Source organism: Pseudomonas sp. B19125 (assembly GCF_044218855.1).
Taxonomy (GTDB): Bacteria; Pseudomonadota; Gammaproteobacteria; order Pseudomonadales; family Pseudomonadaceae; genus Aquipseudomonas; species Aquipseudomonas edaphica.
Genome location: NZ_CP162589.1, coordinates 1245469 through 1263721 on the forward strand (window position 1 = coordinate 1245469; position 18253 = coordinate 1263721).

The window sequence follows — 18253 nt, forward strand, 5'->3', positions numbered from 1 at the left end:
GAAACCTTTATGAGTCTGGCGCTGTTCCCGCTCAATACCGTGCTGTTCCCTGGCTGCACCCTCGACTTGCAACTGTTCGAGGCACGCTACCTGGACATGATCAGCCGCTGCATGAAAAAGGGCGAAAGCTTTGGTGTGGTGTGCATCCTCGACGGCAAGGAAGTCGGCATGGCCCCGGACGGCTACGCGCTGATCGGTTGTGAAGCGTTGATCCGCGATTTCAAGCAGCAGGACAACGGCCTGCTGGGGATTCGCGTCGAAGGTGGCCGCCGCTTCCGCGTGCGCGACGCCGGCGTGCAGAAGGATCAGTTGCTGGTGGCCGAGGTGCAATGGCTCGAGGAGCTGCCCGACCAGCCTTTGGAAGAAGAGGACGCCGACCTGCTGGCGTTGCTCCAGGCCCTGGCCGAGCACCCGATGGTGGCTTCGCTGGATATGGACGCGCATGCCGAGGGCCAGCAAGCCTTGGGCAATCAGCTGGCGTATCTGCTGCCGTTCACCGAGGCCGACAAGATCGACCTGCTGCAACTCGATGACCCACAGCAGCGCCTGGATGCGATCCAGATGCTGCTCGACGAGTTGCAGGGCGAACTGTTCACTCAGTAGGCGTAGCGCAACAGGGCGTGGGGTGTGCCGGTGAGGGCGATAAAGCTCAGCACCGCCACCAGCACCGGGAGCAGCAGCCACCAGGTTTTCTGCGGCATGGCCGGCAGCGGGCTTCGATACTGGATGACGGCCAGGCTGAAGGCGCACACCGTCATCGCCAGCAGCGTGCCGGCCAGTATGTCCGTGGGCCAATGCGCGCCCAGGTAAACCCGTGACAGCGCAATAAAAGCGGCGGGAATACAGCCCAGCAACATCCAGGTCAGGCGCAGGCGCGTGGGTTGCCCGCGCCCGGCCAGCACCGCCAGTGCGAGAAAGAACGCAAAGGCGCCGGAGGCGTGGCCGCTGGGCATGCTGAAACTGGTCAGTGGTTCTGTGAGGATTTCCGGGCGGCCACGGGCGAAAAACAGCTTGGTGCCCGTGTTGATCACCGCCGCCCCCGCCAACGTAGCACCGACGAACACGGCATGCCGCCATTGCCGCGCCACCAGCAGCAGGCCAGTGAAAATCGCGCTGGCGATAAACATCTTCCTGAATTCACCCAGTTGGGTAATCCGCACCATCACCTCGTCCAGCCACGGGCTGCGATGCTCCTGGACCAAAGCACTGAGGCCCTGGTCGAAGTGGTTAAGGTGGGGATAGCCAATAAACAGGGCGATCAACAGCGTCAGGCTGGCGCCACCGACCCACACAGTGGCGCGACGATGGCCGCGCAGGCTGCTGTTCAAGCTCAGCCCCAGCAATACCGCGATACACCCGGCGACAATCCCGGCTTCCAGCCAGAAACCTTCCGGCAGCGGCAGGCGGAAGGCGGCGCCAGTGGCCCAGCCCGGCAGCAGGTAGGCCACCGACCAGCCGGCGGCGGCCACAATACTTACGGCGGCAAAACGCGGGAACGGCATGTCGCACATGCCCGCCACCATCGGCAGCATGGGGCGCAGCGGGCCGATGAAACGCCCGACCAGCAGGCTGGCGATGCCGTACTTGTGGAAGTAGGTTTCGGCGCCGTTCATCCATTCCGGATGGTGGCGTAAACCGGGTAGGCGGCGGATGTTCTGATGGAAGTGTCGGCCCAGGTAGTAGGAAACGCCGTCGCCCAGCAAGCCGCCGAGAAAGCCCAGCAGCAAGGTTTCACTCAACGACAGCGCACCGCTGCCGGCCAGGGCCGCAATGGCAAACAGCAAGACGGTGCCTGGCACGATCAGACCGGCGATGGCCAGGCATTCAACGCACGCGACGATAAATACCGCCACCGCCAGCCATTCGGGGTTCAGTGTGAGCCAGCCGGTAATGCTATCGAGCCATTGGCCCATAAAACTTCACTCCATTTATGTCGGCAGTGGCGATCAACTGTGGGAGCAGGCAAGCCAGCTCCCACATTCGATCTGCCGGGCTGCTTCTGTCTGTTCAAATCAAAAAATAATCACGGCCTTCGACCTGGCCCCGGCGCAGCGGGTTCCGGGTGCAATACGGTGCATAACCCGCATCCACGAAGCGGTACATCAGGTGTTCATCGCGCCCGCTGGGGATGCCCAGGCGGGTGGTCTGGATGATTTGCGTCGGGGTTTGGCCCACGTCTTCAACAAACAGCAGTTCCTGATCGAAGCGCTTGGCGTCCCACATCGGCACTTTCAGGCCCAGGGCTTTGCACAGCAGCGTTTGGCCGGCGCAGAGTTTTTGCGAGGGGCGTGGGTGGCCATTGGCGTCCGGGTTGTTGAGCAGCATCTGCGCCAGGCTCGCCGGGCCGGACAGCTCATCGACCCACGGATAAGCCGATTTGATCAGCACCGCATTGCCGGGGCCGTGAGCGCTGAAGTTCAGTGAATCGCCGCCACGGGCGTAGTACATGTAGATGTGGCCACCATCCAGAAACAAAGCCTTACGCTTTTCTGTGTAACCGAGTGAGGCATGGCTGCCTTTTTCGGCCACGTAATAGGCTTCGGTTTCGATAATTCGCGCCGAAAGCCAGGTTTCACCGACGCGGTGGCGGATGACTTTGCCGAGCAATTCGCGCGCAAGAATTTGCGCGTCACGGTCGAAGAAGCTATCGGGCAGGGCGCTGGCGGGCAGTTGGGGGGCAAAACTGGACATGGCGGTAGGGTTAATACGGCTAAATGTGACCGAATAATAACAACTCCCACCTTAATTACCGCTGAACCCCAAGTTTTTACAGTTCATTTCGACCATCCGCCCCTCACCGCTGTCAGTCGGGCGGCGTCACAGCTATAATCTGCCGCTTTCCTCTTTGCCAAGACTCCCTGACCATGACTGAGTCCGTTCTTGACTACATGACCCGCCTGGGTCGCGCTGCCCGGCAGGCCTCGCGGTTGATCGCCCGTGCGAGCACTGCGCAGAAGAACCGCGCCTTGCTGGCCGCCGCCGATGCTCTGGATGCTTCGCGCTCCGAGCTGGCCGCCGCCAACGAACTGGACCTGGCCAACGGCCGCGCCAATGGCCTGGAACCGGCCCTGCTGGACCGTCTGGCGCTGACCCCGGCACGTATCGACGACATGATCGAAGGCCTGCGTCAGGTGGCCAAGCTGCCTGACCCCATCGGTGAAATCCGCGATATGCGCTACCTGCCCTCCGGCATTCAGGTCGGCAAGATGCGCGTGCCGCTGGGCGTGATCGGCATCATCTATGAGTCGCGCCCGAACGTGACCATCGACGCCGCGAGCCTGTGCCTCAAGTCGGGCAACGCCACCATCCTGCGTGGCGGTTCCGAGGCCATTCATTCCAACCGCGCCATTGCTGTGTGCATCCAGCAAGGCCTGGCCGTGGCCGAGCTGCCGGCTGAAGTGGTGCAGGTGGTGGAAACCACCGACCGCGCCGCCGTAGGCGCGTTGATCACCATGCCGGAATTCGTCGACGTGATCGTGCCGCGTGGTGGCAAGAGCCTGATCGAACGCGTCAGCCGTGATGCCAAGGTGCCGGTAATCAAGCACCTGGACGGCGTGTGCCATGTGTACATCGACATCGCGGCCGACCTCGACAAGGCGATCCGCATCGCCGACAACGCCAAGACCCACCGCTACGCGCCATGCAATACCATGGAAACCCTGCTGGTACACGCTGGCATTGCCGAGCGCGTGCTGCCGCCGCTGGCTGCCATCTACCGTGACAAGGGCGTGGAACTGCGTGGCTGCGAACGTACCCGTGCACTGCTGGGCGCGGACGTGATCGAAGCGACTGAAGACGACTGGTACACCGAGTACACGGCGCCGATCCTGTCGATCCGCATCGTTGATGGCCTGGACCAGGCCATCGAACACATCAATAAATACGGCTCCAAGCACACCGACGCTATTGTTTCCGAGCATTTCAGCGATGCCCGGCGTTTCCTCACCGAAGTGGATTCCGCCTCGGTGATGATCAACGCCTCGACGCGTTTTGCCGACGGCTTCGAGTATGGCCTGGGGGCGGAGATCGGCATTTCCACCGACAAGCTCCACGCACGCGGCCCGGTTGGCCTGGAAGGCCTGACCAGCGAGAAGTACGTGGTGTTCGGCGACGGTCATGTGCGCACTTGATGGGTAAACGCATCGGGCTGCTCGGTGGCACCTTCGACCCCGTGCACATTGGCCATTTGCGCAGTGCCCTGGAAGTCGCGGATGCCCTCGCGCTGGATGAGTTACGCGTGATGCCTAACGCGCGGCCACCCCATCGCGATATGCCGCAGGTGTCTGCGCAGCAACGCCTGGAGATGGTGCGCCTGGCTGTAGAAGGTATACCGCCGCTGGTGGTGGACGACCGCGAACTCAAACGCGATAAACCGTCCTACACTGTCGACACCCTGGAACTGATGCGCGCCGAGTTGGCCGCAGATGACCAGTTGTTTCTGCTTTTGGGCTGGGACGCATTTTGCGGCCTGCCCTCTTGGCATCGCTGGGAGGAACTCCTCCAGCATTGCCACATCCTGGTTTTGCAACGCCCGGATGCCGACAGCGAACCGCCGGATGCCTTGCGCAACCTGCTGGCCGCGCGGTCGGTAAGTGACCCCTTGGCCCTGACCGGGCCGAACGGGAATATTGCATTCGTCTGGCAGACCCCGCTTGCGGTGTCCGCCACCCAGATCCGTCAACTGCTGGCCAGCGGGAAGTCGGTACGTTTCCTGGTGCCTGACGCGGTCCTGGCCTACATCGATGCGCACGGGCTTTACCGTGCGTCGAACTAAAAGGCGCGCTTGATCGCACGAACATTCGTGCAGCGGGCGCCCGAACATACGAGCAAAACGAGTTTTATATGACGAACAAAGACGTAAGCAAAGTTAAGCGCAAAGGCACTTTCAAAAGCGCCCCGCTGCCAGTAGAAGCGCACACCGGCCCTGAGCTGGCTGGCGAAGAGCTGGTAAAAGTCGCCGTGGCTGCCCTGGAAGACGTTAAAGCCCAGGACATCCAGGTGCTGGACGTGCGCGACAAGCAAAGCATCACCGACTTCATGATCATTGCTACCGGTACTTCCAACCGCCAGATCGGCGCGATGCTCGACAAGGTTCGCGAAGCCGTCAAAGCCCAAGGCGTCAAGCCACTGGGTGAAGAAGGCAAGGGCGACAGCGACTGGGTACTGCTGGACATGGACGACGTGATCGTTCACATGATGACCAGCAACGCCCGCCAGTTCTACGACCTGGAGCGTCTGTGGAAAGGCGCCGAGCAGAGCCGTGCGGCTGATGGCAAGCACCACAGCCCGGAAGTGGGCCATGCGCACTTCGACAAGCTCAACAAAGACCAGGAATAAGGAACGGCTGTGCGCCTGCGTCTGATCGCTGTCGGTTCACGCATGCCCAAGTGGGTGGAAGAAGGCTGGCACGAGTATGCCAAGCGTCTGCCCGCTGAGCTGTCGCTGGAGCTGGTGGAAATACCGCTCAACACCCGGGGCAAGAATGCCGATGTGGCGCGCTTTATCCGTCAGGAAGGCGAAGCCATGCTGGCCAAGGTCGGCCCCAACGAGCGCATCGTCACCCTCGAGGTGCACGGCAAGCCCTGGAGCACCGAGCAGTTGGCGGTGGAACTGGACCGCTGGCGCCTGGACTCGCGTACCGTCAACTTCATGGTCGGCGGCCCGGAAGGGCTGGCGCCGGAAGTCTGCGCGCGGGCGGACCAGCGCTGGTCGCTGTCGGCACTCACGTTGCCGCACCCGTTGGTAAGGATTCTGATCGGTGAACAGCTGTATCGCGCCTGGACAGTTCTGTCCGGGCACCCTTACCACAAATAATCTGCGCCATTGCCGATGACCCAGCCGATCCGCATCAAGGACCACGAGAAAGACGCACGTCTGGTACGTTCGCGCGTGGTGTTTGGCGCTTTTTTGGTGGTGGGCTTGATTGCGGTGCTGATTGCGCGCCTGTATTACCTGCAGGTGATCCAGTACGACTATCACTCCACGTTGTCGGAAAACAACCGGGTGCATGTGCAGCCGATCCCGCCGACCCGCGGGCTGATTTTCGACCGCAATGGCGTGGTGGTGGCGGACAACCGGCCCAGCTTCAGCCTGAGCATGACCCGCGAGCGTTCCGGCGACTGGCAGCAGGTCCTCGACGTAATCGTCGAGGTACTGCAACTGACGCCGGAAGACCGCGTGATCTTCGAAAAACGCATGAAGCAGGGGCGTCGGCCGTTCGAGCCGGTGCCGATCCTGTTCGAGCTCAACGAAGAGCAGATCGCGCGCATTGCGGTGAACCAGTTCCGTTTGCCAGGTGTGGAAGTGGTGGCGCAGTTGGTGCGGCATTACCCGCAAGGGGCACACTTTGCGCACTCCGTCGGCTACATGGGGCGCATCAACGAGAAAGAGCTGAAAAGCCTCGATCCGGTGAATTACAGCGGCACCCACCATATTGGCAAAACCGGCATCGAGCGCTTCTACGAGCCGGAGCTGCACGGCCAGGTGGGTTACGAAGAAGTTGAGACCAACGCCCGTGGCCGCGTGCTGCGTGTGCTCAAGCGCACCGACCCGATCCCTGGCAAAGACATTGTGCTGAGCCTGGACATCAAATTGCAGGAAGCGGCGGAGATGGCCCTGGGCGGTCGTCGTGGCGCCGTCGTCGCGCTCAACCCGGCCACCGGCGAAGTGCTGGCGATGGTCAGCCAGCCGAGTTTCGACCCGAACCTGTTTGTGACCGGTATCAGCTTCAAGGCCTATGCCGAGTTGCGTGATTCCATCGACCGGCCGTTGTTCAACCGTGTGCTGCGCGGGCTGTACCCGCCGGGTTCGACCATCAAGCCGGCGGTGGCGATTGCCGGTCTGGATTCGGGTGTGGTCACGGCATCGAGCCGCGTGTACGACCCTGGCTACTACATGCTGCCCAACTACGATCACAAATACCGTAACTGGAACCGCACCGGTGACGGCTATGTCGACCTGGACACCGCAATCATGCGCTCCAACGACACCTATTTTTATGACCTGGCCCACAAGCTGGGGATTGATCGGCTGTCTGCCTACATGGGCAAGTTCGGCCTCGGTCAGAAAGTCTCCCTGGATATGTTCGAAGAATCCCCTGGCTTGATGCCGTCGCGGGAGTGGAAACGCGCGACCCGTCGTCAGGCATGGTTCCCGGGCGAAACCCTGATCCTCGGCATCGGTCAGGGCTACATGCAGGCCACACCGCTGCAACTGGCCCAGGCCACCGCGCTGGTGGCCAACAAAGGCGTGTGGAACCGCCCGCACTTGGCCAAGACCATCGAAGGCCAGAAGCCTGTGGATGAAAACCCGATTCCGGACATCGTGCTGCGCGACCCGTCCGACTGGGCCAAGGTCAACCACGGCATGCAGCAAGTGATGCACGGTGCCCGTGGCACGGCGCGCAAGGCCGCGGCGGGCGCGCAATACCGCATTGCCGGCAAAAGCGGTACGGCCCAGGTGGTCGCGATCAAGCAGGGTGAGAAATACGACCGCTCCAAGGTTCAGGAGCGTCACCGCGACCACGCCTTGTTTGTCGGCTTTGCGCCGGCCGACGACCCGAAAATCGTGGTGGCGGTGATGGTCGAGAACGGCGAGTCCGGCTCTGGCGTCGCGGCGCCTGTGGTGCGTCAGATCATGGACGCTTGGCTGTTGGCCGACGACGGCAGACTCAAATCCGAATATGGTGGCCCCCCTTCAAGCACCGAGGTTACGGCCCGTGAAGAGTAATTTTGACCGCATCCTCTCCAGTGAGGATGTGATGCGTCGGCGTGCGACGTTGCTGCAGCGCCTGCACATTGATGGCCCGTTGCTGATCCTGCTGTTGACCTTGGCGGCCGGCAGCCTGTTCGTGCTGTATTCGGCCAGCGGCAAGAACTGGGACTTACTGATCAAACAGGCGTCGTCGTTCGGCCTGGGTCTGTTGTCGATGGTGGTTATCGCCCAGCTGGAGCCACGCTTCATGGCGCGCTGGGTGCCGCTGGGGTATGTCGCCGGTGTTTTGCTGCTGGTGGTGGTGGACGTAATGGGCCACAACGCCATGGGCGCGACCCGCTGGATCAACATTCCCGGGGTAATTCGCTTCCAGCCGTCGGAATTCATGAAGATCCTGATGCCGGCGACCATCGCCTGGTATTTGTCCAAGCGCACCTTGCCGCCGCAGCTCAAGCACGTGGGCATCAGCCTGATATTGATCGGCGTGCCGTTCATTTTGATTGTGCGCCAGCCCGACCTCGGCACCTCGCTGCTGATCCTGGCGGGCGGGGCGTTCGTGTTGTTCATGGGCGGCCTGCGCTGGCGCTGGATCCTCAGCGTGCTGGCGGCGGCGATCCCGGTGGCGGTGGCCATGTGGTTCTTCTTTATGCATGACTACCAGAAGCAGCGGATCCTGACCTTCCTGGATCCGGAAAGTGACCCGCTGGGCACTGGCTGGAACATTATCCAGTCCAAGGCGGCGATTGGTTCCGGCGGCGTATTTGGCAAAGGTTGGTTGCTGGGCACCCAGTCACACCTGGACTTTTTGCCCGAAAGCCACACCGACTTCATTATTGCGGTAATGGGCGAAGAATTCGGCCTGGTGGGTATTTGCGCGCTGTTGCTGATCTATTTGCTGCTGATTGGTCGCGGCCTGGTGATTACCGCCCAGGCGCAGACGCTGTTTGGCAAATTGCTCGCCGGCAGCCTGACCATGACTTTTTTTGTTTACGTTTTCGTCAACATCGGTATGGTCAGTGGCCTGTTGCCGGTGGTTGGGGTGCCGTTGCCGTTCATTAGCTACGGCGGAACTTCGCTGGTGACATTGATGTCAGCGTTTGGGGTTTTGATGTCGATTCACACGCATCGCAAGTGGATCGCGCAGGTTTGAATAAGGTGAAGATGTCAATGCAAGTAATGCGCGGCTGGGCGACTCGGCACGCGTCCTGGATGGGCCTGATTGGGCTGCTGGGCGCGACGCAAGAGGTGCAGGCCGGTGACTACGATGGTTCACCCCAGGTCGCCGAATTTGTCGGTGAAATGACCCGCGACTACGGTTTTGCCGGTGAACAACTGATGGGCGTGTTCCGTGAAGCCCAGCGCAAGCAGGCGATCCTCGACGCGATCTCGCGTCCCGCCGAGCGCGTTAAACAGTGGAAAGACTACCGCCCGATGTTCCTCACCGACGCCCGTGTGGCGCGGGGCGTGGACTTCTGGCGCCAGCACGAAGCGGTGCTGGCCCGCGCCGAGCAGGAATACGGCGTGCCGGCCCAGGTGATCGTCGCCATCATCGGCATCGAAACCTTCTACGGGCGCAACACCGGCAGTTACCGGGTGATCGACGCCTTGTCGACCCTGGGCTTCGATTACCCGCCACGTGCCGAGTTTTTCCGCAAGGAGCTGCGTGAGTTCCTGCTGTTGGCCCGTGAAGAGCAGGTCGACCCGTTGACCCTCAAGGGCTCCTACGCTGGTGCGATGGGCCTGCCGCAGTTCATGCCGAGCAGTTTCCGGGCGTATGCGGTGGATTTCGACGGCGACGGCCACATCAATATCTGGAGCAACCCGGACGATGCCATCGGCAGCGTGGCCAGCTACTTCAAGCGCCATGGCTGGGTGGCCGGCGAACCGGTGGTGATCCGCGCCGATGTCACCGGCGAGCGCGTCGACGAAGGTTTGACCCAAGGTATTGAGCCGGTCAAGACCGTCGGGGAGTTGCGAGCGCTGGGCTGGTCGAGTCAGAATGCGCCACGCGATGATATGCCGGTGACGGCGTTCCGCCTCGAAGGCGCAAACGGCCCGGAATACTGGATGGGCCTGAAGAATTTTTACGCAATCACGCGTTATAACCGCAGTGTGATGTACGCCATGGCCGTGCATCAACTGTCAGACATGCTGGTCCAAGCACGGGGCAACAAGTAATGCGGGTATCGCCGTTCCAAAAACCGCTCAAGCTGGTGGCGTTCGCCGCGTTGTCCTTGCTGGTTGTCAGTTGCTCCTCCACCACCAGCCGTGCTCCGGCGCCGAAGGGCGGCGCTGTCGTTCGCGCCCAGCCGGGCCTGGACATCAACCGCGCGCACAAAGACGGCGCGCCGTGGTGGGATGTCGACGTATCGAAGATCCCGGATGCCACGCCGACCCTGCACACCGGGCCTTACAAAGCCAACCCGTATACCGTGCTGGGCAAGAATTACTTCCCGTTGCAGGAATCCAAGACCTACTCGCAAACGGGCACGGCGTCCTGGTACGGCACCAAATTCCATGGCCAGAACACCGCCAACGGCGAAGTGTATGACCTGTACGGCATGAGCGCGGCCCACAAGACTTTGCCGCTGCCCAGCTATGTACGCGTGACCAACCTGGACAACCACCGCACGGTGATCCTGCGGGTCAACGACCGTGGGCCGTTCTATTCGGACCGGATCATCGACTTGTCCTACGCCGCCGCGAAGAAACTCGGTTATGCCGAAACTGGCACCGCGCGTGTGAAAGTCGAAGGTATCGACCCGGCGCAGTATTGGGCTCAGCGTGGCAAACCGGCGCCATTGATGCTCAACGAGCCGCAAACCCCGCAACCGCAAGTGACCGCCTCGGCGGGCAAGATCGAGCAGTGGACACCGCCACCGGCGCAGCACGCACCCGATACGGTCGTGGTGCCCCATGCAGCGCCAGGCGCATCTACAGTCGGCGGCCAGTACCTGCAGGTCGGCGCTTTCGCCAACCCGGATGCGGCAGAACTGTTAAGGTCCAAGCTCAGCGGCATGGTCAGCGCGCCAGTGTTTATCAGCTCCATCGTGCGTAACCAGCAAACCCTGCACCGTGTGCGCATGGGCCCGATTGGTTCGCCAAGTGAAGTGGCGCACGTGCAGAACAGTGTGCGCCTGGCCAACCTGGGGCAACCCAGCGTCGTCACGGCTGAATAAGTAAAAGGATTGATGGTTCAGGTTCGCCTGAACCGAGGTTGTTGGCTCGTTGAACAATAAAAACCCAGGGGCAAGGGGTGAGCGGGCAACCGAACACGCGACAGTCTGGCAGCGGGCTGTCTGAATAGTTTTGCCCGCGAGGGCAAGTTTCCATAAGCAATTTCGAGAGACGGATGAACATCACCACCTTAGCCAAACGCACGTGCCTGCTACTTTCGCTGATCATTACCCCGGCCGCCTGGGCGGTTGAAATGGTGCCAGCTTCCCCGCAATTGGCCGCCAAGGCCTGGGTCCTCATGGATGCCGCCAGCGGCAACGTGCTGGTCGAGAACAACGGTGACCAGCGCCTGCCCCCGGCCAGCCTGACCAAGCTGATGACAGCCTACATCGCGACCCTGGAAATCCGTCGCGGCCAGATCGGCGAGAATGACCCGGTTACCGTCAGCGAAAACGCATGGCGCACCGGCGGTTCGCGGATGTTCATCAAGGTCGGTTCGCAGGTTACCGTCAGCGACCTGCTGCACGGCATCATCATCCAGTCCGGTAACGACGCCAGCGTGGCCCTGTCCGAGCACATCGCCGGCAGCGAAGACGCGTTCGCCGATTTGATGAACAAGACCGCCGGCGACCTGGGCATGACCAACAGCCACTTCATGAACCCGACCGGCCTGCCGAACCCGGAGCACTACTCGTCGGCTCACGACATGGCCGTGCTGGCTCGCGCGATCATCCGTGTCGACCCGGTGCACTACGCGATCTACTCCCAGAAGGAATTCTTCTGGAACAACATCAAGCAGCCTAACCGTAACCTGCTGCTGTGGCGTGACAAGACCGTCGACGGTCTGAAAACCGGCCACACCGACGAAGCCGGCTACTGCATGGTGTCGTCCGCCGTACGTGATGGCCAGCGCCTGATCGCCGTGGTATTCGGCACCAACAGCGAGCAGGCCCGTGCGGCCGAGACGCAAAAACTGCTGACTTACGGCTTCCGCTTCTTCGAAACCCAGACCTTCTACCAGAAGGGTGCCGAGCTGGCCCAAGCCCCGGTATGGAAAGGCGCGACCCACCAAGTCAAGGCCGGCCTGGCCGATGACCTGACCCTGACCATGCCTAAAGGCCAGCTGAAAAAGCTCGCGGCCAGCATGACCATGAACCCGCAATTGGTCGCTCCAATCGCCAAGGGCGACGTGATCGGTAAAGTCGAAGTGAAGCTCGATGACAAGGTGGTGCATAGCGCCGACCTGATCGCACTGGACGCCGTTGACGAAGGTGGTATCTTCCGCCGCGTGTGGGATAGCATCCGTCTATTCTTCTACGGCTTGTTCAACTGATTGTGCGCACCTGCAAAGCCCCGCGTTGATCCAGCGCGGGGCTTTGCCCGTCGCCACGGCTTAGCGCTTACGAGGCTGTTCTGCCATGACCGATAAAGAAGTAGAAGTAAAGGCGCCAAAGATCGAATTCCCCAACGTGGACTATCCCGTCAAGGTGATCAGCGATACCGGTGTGGGCAACAAAGACAAGATTCTCGAGATCGTGCGTAAACACGCGACGATCAACGACAACCGGGTGGACGAGCGTTTGAGTTCCAACGGTAAGTACACCACGATCCAGTTGCACATCGTGGCAACCGGTCAAGACCAGCTCTACGACATCAACAGTGAACTGCGGGCCACCGGCTTCGTGCACATGGTGTTGTGATGTCACAGGTTTTGGGCTTTCGCGAGCTCGGCCAGATGGCCTATGAGCCGGTCTGGCATGCCATGCAGCGCTTCACCAACGAGCGCGGCACCTCGGCCCCGGATGAAATCTGGCTGGTAGAACACCCGCCGGTCTTTACCCAGGGCCAGGCCGGCAAGGCTGAGCATCTGCTGCTGCCGGGTGATATTCCGGTGGTGCAGGTCGACCGAGGTGGCCAAGTGACTTACCATGGCCCTGGTCAGCTGGTGGCCTATTTGCTGCTGGACGTACGCAAGCTGGGTTTTGGCGTGCGTGACCTGGTAAGCCGCATGGAGGCTTGCCTGATCGAGCTGTTGGCCAGTTACGGCGTGACTGCCGCGGCCAAGCCCGATGCACCCGGTGTATACGTGGACGGCGCGAAAATCGCCTCCCTCGGTTTGCGCATTCGCCATGGTTGTTCCTTTCATGGCCTGGCCCTGAATGTGGACATGGACCTGGCGCCGTTTCGGCGCATCAACCCGTGCGGTTACGCCGGGCTGGCGATGACTCAACTGAGCGACCACGCCACACCGATTAAATTTGCCGAGGTAAGTGCCCGGCTGCGTGCGCAGCTCGTCAAACACCTCGACTATGCTGAGCAGACGACCCTTACGGGCGGAATCGACTGATTATGACTACTGATGCAGTGCAAACCATGATCCCGACGCTGGACATCACCGAGCGTCCGGCCCCGGCCCCGCGTGCCAAGGTCGAAGCCGGCGTCAAGCTGCGCGGCGCCGAGAAGGTTGCACGCATCCCGGTGAAAATCATCCCGACCACCGAACTGCCGAAGAAGCCTGACTGGATCCGCGTGCGCATCCCGGTTTCGCCGGAAGTCGACCGTATCAAGGCCCTGCTGCGCAAGCACAAACTGCACAGCGTGTGCGAAGAAGCTTCCTGCCCGAACCTGGGCGAATGCTTCTCCGGCGGCACCGCCACCTTCATGATCATGGGTGACATCTGCACCCGTCGTTGCCCGTTCTGCGACGTTGGCCACGGCCGGCCGAAGCCATTGGACGTCAACGAGCCGGAAAGCCTGGCCATCGCCATTGCCGACCTGAAACTCAAATACGTGGTCATCACTTCCGTAGACCGCGACGACCTGCGTGACGGCGGTGCCCAGCACTTTGCCGACTGCATCCGCGAGATCCGCAAGCTGTCGCCGAACGTGATGCTCGAAACCCTGGTGCCGGACTACCGTGGCCGCATGGACGTCGCGCTGGAAATCACCGCGGCCGAGCCACCGGATGTGTTCAACCACAACCTGGAAACCGTGCCACGTCTGTACAAAGCTGCGCGCCCAGGTTCGGACTACCAGTGGTCGCTGACCCTGCTGCAAAAATTCAAGCAGATGATGCCGCACATCCCGACCAAATCCGGGCTGATGCTGGGCCTGGGCGAAACCGACGAAGAAGTCATCGAAGTCATGAAGCGCATGCGCGAACACGACATCGACATGCTGACCCTGGGCCAGTACCTGCAGCCGTCGCGCAGCCACTTGCCGGTGCAGCGTTTTGTGCACCCCGACACCTTCGCCTGGTTCGCCGAGGAAGGTTACAAGATGGGCTTCAAGAACGTGGCTTCGGGCCCGCTGGTACGTTCCTCGTACCACGCCGATGAGCAAGCCAAGCTGGTCAAGGCGAGCCTGGTTTCGTAAGCGTTTCCCCTCTGTAGGAGCAGCCGAACTGCTCCTACAGAGTTTCCCTCCTTTTCTCCCTTCTGTTTGCAACCATCACTGGCTAGAGTGCCTGGGTATCCAACCACGGAGAACCATGGATGACGACTCAACTCGCGGCTGCCGTGCCTGCCCTGCGCACCGAAGGCGTAATTGGCCTGATTGCCCCCGCCGGCCCTGCCGCACTGGATGTTGAAAAAGCCGGCCAGTGGATGCGCGCCCGTGGCCATGAGCTGCGCATATTCCCCGGTGTGTATGAGCGCGACGGCTACCTGGCCGGCAGCGACGAGGTGCGTCTGCGCGATTTGCATGCGGCGTTTGCCGATCCCGAAATCGATGCCATCTTCTGCCTGCGTGGCGGCTATGGCACCCCGCGATTATTGGATCGGCTCGATTTTGACCTGATTAGAGCCAACCCCAAGCCATTTGTGGGGTACAGCGACATCACCGCGTTGCACCTGGCCATCAACCGCTACGCGGGTTTTGTGACCTTTCACGGGCCGATGCTCAATGCCGATCTGCTCGGTGGCAAGCAGCAGCCCACCGAGTCGTCGTTGTTCAGCATGTTGCGTGGGCAACTGAGCGAGTGCAGCGTGCTGGCACACCCGGTTGCTTACCCACTGACCACGATTGAGCCGGGTGTCGCCTGCGGGCGTTTGCTCGGCGGCAACCTGTCGATGATTGCCGCGGTAATGGGCACGGCGTTTGAGATCGACTCCGAAGGCATCATTCTGTTTATCGAAGACGTCAACGAGCCACTCTACCGAATTGACCGGCTGCTGACGCACTTGCGCCTGGCGGGCAAACTGGCTCAGGTGGCCGGCGTGTTGGTCGGGGATGTATCGGGGGTGGATAAGGCGGCGTTGGAGCGGCTGCTCAAGCAGACCTTCGAGCCGCTGTGCATTCCTGTGTTGTCCGGCTGGCGCAGCGGGCACTGCGATCCAAACCTGACGCTGCCGATGGGCGCCTTGGTGCGGTTGGATGCGGGGGAGCAGCAGTTGGTGTTGGAGCAGGATGTAGTGTTCAAGCCCTGAGAGTGCTATCGCAGGCAAGCCAGCTCCCACAGGAAAATGCATTCCAAAGGTGGGAGCTGGCTTGCCTGCGATGGCGGCAGTCGCCATAGGCCGATTTAACGGCTCTGCAACGACTCCAGCAGCTTCACTGTCGCAAACCCATCCGCCGGCCAACCCAACGACTGCTGCGCCGCCCGGATCGCCTTGCGCGTGTTGGCGCCGATAATCCCGTCCGGGTTGCCCGCGTCATAGCCCTTGGCACTCAGCACCGTCTGCAAGTCGATACGCTGGGAGCGACTCAGCGGCAGCTCATCCTTGGGCCAATCGCCACGAATCACTCCGCCGCCAGCAAACCGCTCCGACAACAGGCCTACGGCCAGCGCGTAGGACGACGAGTTGTTGTACTTGAGGATCGCGCGGAAGTTATCCAGCACCAGGAACGCTGGGCCACGGTAGCCGGCCGGCAGCAGCAGGGCAGCTGACAGGTGCTCGACGTTCGGTGGCATGCTCGCGCCAGGTGGCAGCTGGATACCGAGTCTCATCCACTCGCCAACGGTCTTGCGTATGCCGCCGTCGGCCAGGGCGTAATCGAAGTTCGTCGGCAGTTGTTTCACCTCAAAGCCCCACGGCTGGCCGCGTTGCCAGCCGGAGCTTTGCAGGTAGTGCGCAGTGGAGGCCAGGGCGTCGCCCGGGCTGTTCCAGATATCGCGGCGACCGTCGCCATCGAAATCCACGGCATGGGTGTTGTAGGTGGTCGGGATGAACTGGGTCTGGCCCATGGCCCCGGCCCACGAACCTTTCATCTGGTCGGCAGAGATATCGCCATGCTGGATGATCTGCAGCGCCGCCAGCAGTTGCGCCTGGGCGAACGCCGGGCGGCGGCCTTCATAGGCCAGGGTCGCGAGCGAACGGATCACCGAGTTATTGCCCTGGAACTGGCCAAAGTTGCTTTCCATGCCCCACACCGAAACCAGCGCCTGGCGATCAACGCCATAACGCTCTTCGATGCGCTGCAGGATATCGGCGTATTTGATCAGCAACGCTTGGCCATTACGCACGCGTACTGGCGACAGGGCACCGTCGAGGTATTCCCACACCGGGCGGGAAAATTCCGGTTGGCTGCGATCGGCGCGAATCACCGCCATGTCGGGCGTCACGCCAGCAAAGGCGTTATCGAAGACGGCGGGTGTGATCCCCGCGCTCAGGGCTTGCGCACGAAAGCCAGCCTGCCATTCGGCAAAGGTCTGGGTCGGCTGGATATCAAGATTGTCCACGGCCAAAGGGGGGACCACGGCAGGCGCGACGGCAGGCACGGTCTGGAGCTTTGGCAGGGGTTGCGCGTCCGCGGCGGTGGGTTTCTCGGCGCAGGCGACAAGCAGAATGAGGCTGGAGGCAGCAATCAATTGGCGAAGGTGCCAACGACGGGAAAGGCTAGAGGGCATGCACAGGTCCAGGGATTACAAATCAAGTACAGACCTTATCATGCCGGAGGGGCGCTTGCCTTCAGGCAGCCAGAAAGTAAGAAGCCTCCCAGCTATTAGACTGGAAGGCTTCGCGGCGGTAGCTGCCTTTGCCCTTGCCGGCGCGTTCCTGACGGCTGCGGAACAGTGGCTGGGCGATGATGGATTTGGCCTTGTTGGGGCCATGCTTGGATGGCTTTTTGCTCATGGTCGGTACTCTCTCGAGGTGGGGGGCTTGAGGTGGGGTGAAGCGGTGCAAATCATCTGCCGAAGTGGCGCGGCTGTAAAGCCCGGCGATGTGTAGGCGGTTTCGTATTTTCAAGTGGGCACGGCCAATGTGGGAGCTGGCTTGCCTGCGATAGCGGTCCATCAGCAAAAATGTAGTGGCTGACACACCGCTATCGCAGGCAAGCCAGCTCCCACAGGGGACAGCGGGGTTATTCAGCGGGGAGTGTCAGGCGTTGGCCAGACATCAACAGTGACAAACTGCTCAGGCTCATCCACGGCGAGCCTGCCGCCTGGCCTTTGATCTGCGCGTCGATGCGTTGCGCTTCCAACAACAGCTGCGCCCAGCGTTGCGCCGAGTGGCGTTGCAGGGCTTTGCTCATCAGGGGTTTGCGCTTGTCCCACACCGGAGGCCTGGCCTGGCTGAAGCATTTGTCCAGCGGCGTGCCTTGGCTGTATTGCAGGGCAATATTGGCCAGCACTCGCAACTCTCGAGCCAGCGCCCACAGAATCACCGGCGGTTCCACACCTTCACCGCGCAAGCCTTCGAGCATGCGCAGGGCGTGGGCGGGTTCGCCATTGAGAATCGCGTCCACCAACCCGAACACATCAAAGCGCGCGCTATCAGCGACTGCGCCCTGGACGGTTTCGACGGTGATCTGCCCGTCTTCGGCCATCAGCTTGAGCTTTTCGATCTCCTGGGCGGCGGCAAGCAGGTTGCCCTCGACCCTGGCGGCGATGAGCTCGACGGCATCTTGCGTTGCCGACAGCCCTGATTGCGACAGGCGCTGACGTATCCATTGCGGCAACTGGTTGCTGTCCACTGGCCAGATCTGGATGAACTGGGTTTGCGGACCTTCTACCAGCGCCTTGCCCCACTTGGTTTTCTGCGCACTGCCATCAAGCTTGGGCAAGCTGATGAGCAGTACCGTGTCCTCAGCGGGGCGTGAGCAGTATTCCATCAACGCCGCCGCGCCCTTGTCACCCGGCTTGCCTGAAGGCAGGCGCAGTTCCAGCAGGCGTTTCTCGGCGAACAACGACATGCTCGCACCGGCTTGCAGCAGCGTGCCCCAGTCGAAACTGGCGTCGGCGCTGAACACCTGGCGTTCATCGAAGCCTTGCTGGCGTGCGGCGGTGCGAATCGCGTCGGCCGCTTCCTGGCACAGCAGCGGGTCATCACCGCTGACGATATAGACAGGCGCAAGGCCACCTTGCAGGTGCTTGGCGAGTTGGGCGGGGGCAAGTTTCATAGGCGGGGCGAACGGGGCGCCA

The 18253-nt window shown here is 61.6% G+C and carries 19 protein-coding genes; 14 read left to right on the forward strand and 5 right to left on the reverse strand.

From position 1 onward, the window contains the following. Nucleotides 1–9 precede the first annotated feature (9 nt). Nucleotides 10–603, forward strand: a complete 594-nt coding sequence (locus tag AB4P96_RS05645; protein WP_017136044.1) for an LON peptidase substrate-binding domain-containing protein — start codon at nucleotides 10–12, stop codon at nucleotides 601–603. Here AB4P96_RS05645 and AB4P96_RS05650 read toward each other — a convergent pair. Further along, complete coding sequence (locus tag AB4P96_RS05650; RefSeq protein ID WP_395600595.1) at nucleotides 597–1913, reverse strand: bifunctional DedA family/phosphatase PAP2 family protein; 1317 nt, start codon at nucleotides 1911–1913, stop codon at nucleotides 597–599. The genes AB4P96_RS05645 and AB4P96_RS05650 overlap by 7 nt on opposite strands. Nucleotides 1914–2007: 94 nt before the next feature. Beyond that, nucleotides 2008–2691, reverse strand: coding sequence for a DNA-3-methyladenine glycosylase (locus AB4P96_RS05655; protein ID WP_099547586.1), 684 nt, complete (start codon nucleotides 2689–2691; stop codon nucleotides 2008–2010). Nucleotides 2692–2864: 173 nt separating this feature from the next. On the opposite strand from AB4P96_RS05655, the gene AB4P96_RS05660 reads away from it, so the two are divergent. The 13 genes from AB4P96_RS05660 (at nucleotide 2865) to AB4P96_RS05720 (ending at nucleotide 15317) form a co-directional block, all read left to right on the forward strand. Further along, entirely contained in the window at nucleotides 2865–4130 is a 1266-nt protein-coding gene (locus AB4P96_RS05660; protein WP_099547587.1) for a glutamate-5-semialdehyde dehydrogenase, read from the forward strand. Then, nucleotides 4130–4774 (forward strand): nicotinate-nucleotide adenylyltransferase, encoded by a 645-nt coding sequence (gene nadD, locus AB4P96_RS05665; RefSeq protein ID WP_017136048.1) that lies wholly within the window; start codon nucleotides 4130–4132, stop codon nucleotides 4772–4774. Before AB4P96_RS05660 ends, nadD begins: the two co-directional genes overlap by 1 nt. Before the next feature lie 68 nt (nucleotides 4775–4842). Further along, nucleotides 4843–5337 carry a ribosome silencing factor gene (gene rsfS, locus AB4P96_RS05670; RefSeq protein WP_003215432.1) on the forward strand — a complete coding sequence of 165 codons (495 nt, stop codon included), beginning with the start codon at nucleotides 4843–4845 and terminating at the stop codon, nucleotides 5335–5337. Nucleotides 5338–5346: 9 nt separating this feature from the next. Beyond that, on the forward strand, nucleotides 5347–5814 hold the full coding sequence (rlmH, locus tag AB4P96_RS05675; RefSeq protein WP_003176297.1) for a 23S rRNA (pseudouridine(1915)-N(3))-methyltransferase RlmH: 468 nt from the start codon (nucleotides 5347–5349) through the stop codon (nucleotides 5812–5814). Between the two features lie 15 nt (nucleotides 5815–5829). Beyond that, on the forward strand, nucleotides 5830–7728 hold the full coding sequence (gene mrdA / locus AB4P96_RS05680; RefSeq protein ID WP_017136049.1) for a penicillin-binding protein 2: 1899 nt from the start codon (nucleotides 5830–5832) through the stop codon (nucleotides 7726–7728). 31 nt (nucleotides 7729–7759) lie between these two features. Next, nucleotides 7760–8863 (forward strand): rod shape-determining protein RodA, encoded by a 1104-nt coding sequence (rodA, locus tag AB4P96_RS05685; RefSeq protein ID WP_050547734.1) that lies wholly within the window; start codon nucleotides 7760–7762, stop codon nucleotides 8861–8863. 17 nt (nucleotides 8864–8880) lie between these two features. Further along, nucleotides 8881–9891 carry a lytic murein transglycosylase B gene (gene mltB, locus AB4P96_RS05690; protein WP_177033941.1) on the forward strand — a complete coding sequence of 337 codons (1011 nt, stop codon included), beginning with the start codon at nucleotides 8881–8883 and terminating at the stop codon, nucleotides 9889–9891. Continuing rightward, entirely contained in the window at nucleotides 9891–10892 is a 1002-nt protein-coding gene (locus AB4P96_RS05695) for a septal ring lytic transglycosylase RlpA family protein (protein WP_017136052.1), read from the forward strand. The genes mltB and AB4P96_RS05695 overlap by 1 nt, the downstream gene beginning before the upstream one ends. Before the next feature lie 173 nt (nucleotides 10893–11065). Continuing rightward, nucleotides 11066–12223: a D-alanyl-D-alanine carboxypeptidase family protein gene (locus tag AB4P96_RS05700; RefSeq protein WP_017136053.1), complete on the forward strand. Its 1158-nt coding sequence runs from the start codon at nucleotides 11066–11068 to the stop codon at nucleotides 12221–12223. Between the two features lie 85 nt (nucleotides 12224–12308). Continuing rightward, the gene (locus tag AB4P96_RS05705) at nucleotides 12309–12590 is read left to right on the forward strand and encodes a DUF493 domain-containing protein (RefSeq protein ID WP_017136054.1); all 282 of its coding nucleotides are present in this window, start codon (nucleotides 12309–12311) and stop codon (nucleotides 12588–12590) included. Beyond that, entirely contained in the window at nucleotides 12590–13237 is a 648-nt protein-coding gene (gene lipB / locus AB4P96_RS05710; RefSeq protein WP_017136055.1) for a lipoyl(octanoyl) transferase LipB, read from the forward strand. The genes AB4P96_RS05705 and lipB overlap by 1 nt, the downstream gene beginning before the upstream one ends. Before the next feature lie 26 nt (nucleotides 13238–13263). Beyond that, a complete protein-coding gene (lipA, locus tag AB4P96_RS05715; RefSeq protein WP_057444888.1) occupies nucleotides 13264–14265 on the forward strand; it encodes a lipoyl synthase in 1002 nt (333 codons plus the stop codon). A gap of 119 nt (nucleotides 14266–14384) precedes the next feature. Next, nucleotides 14385–15317: an LD-carboxypeptidase gene (locus tag AB4P96_RS05720; RefSeq protein ID WP_017136056.1), complete on the forward strand. Its 933-nt coding sequence runs from the start codon at nucleotides 14385–14387 to the stop codon at nucleotides 15315–15317. 95 nt (nucleotides 15318–15412) lie between these two features. Here AB4P96_RS05720 and AB4P96_RS05725 read toward each other — a convergent pair whose 3' ends face one another. From AB4P96_RS05725 to holA, 3 genes are all read right to left on the reverse strand, one after another. Next, complete coding sequence (locus AB4P96_RS05725) at nucleotides 15413–16738, reverse strand: lytic murein transglycosylase (RefSeq protein ID WP_099547590.1); 1326 nt, start codon at nucleotides 16736–16738, stop codon at nucleotides 15413–15415. Nucleotides 16739–16799: 61 nt separating this feature from the next. Next, nucleotides 16800–16964 (reverse strand): alternative ribosome rescue factor ArfA, encoded by a 165-nt coding sequence (arfA, locus tag AB4P96_RS05730; RefSeq protein ID WP_003176285.1) that lies wholly within the window; start codon nucleotides 16962–16964, stop codon nucleotides 16800–16802. A gap of 229 nt (nucleotides 16965–17193) precedes the next feature. Then, nucleotides 17194–18231 (reverse strand): DNA polymerase III subunit delta, encoded by a 1038-nt coding sequence (holA, locus tag AB4P96_RS05735; RefSeq protein WP_395600596.1) that lies wholly within the window; start codon nucleotides 18229–18231, stop codon nucleotides 17194–17196. Nucleotides 18232–18253 lie beyond the last annotated feature (22 nt).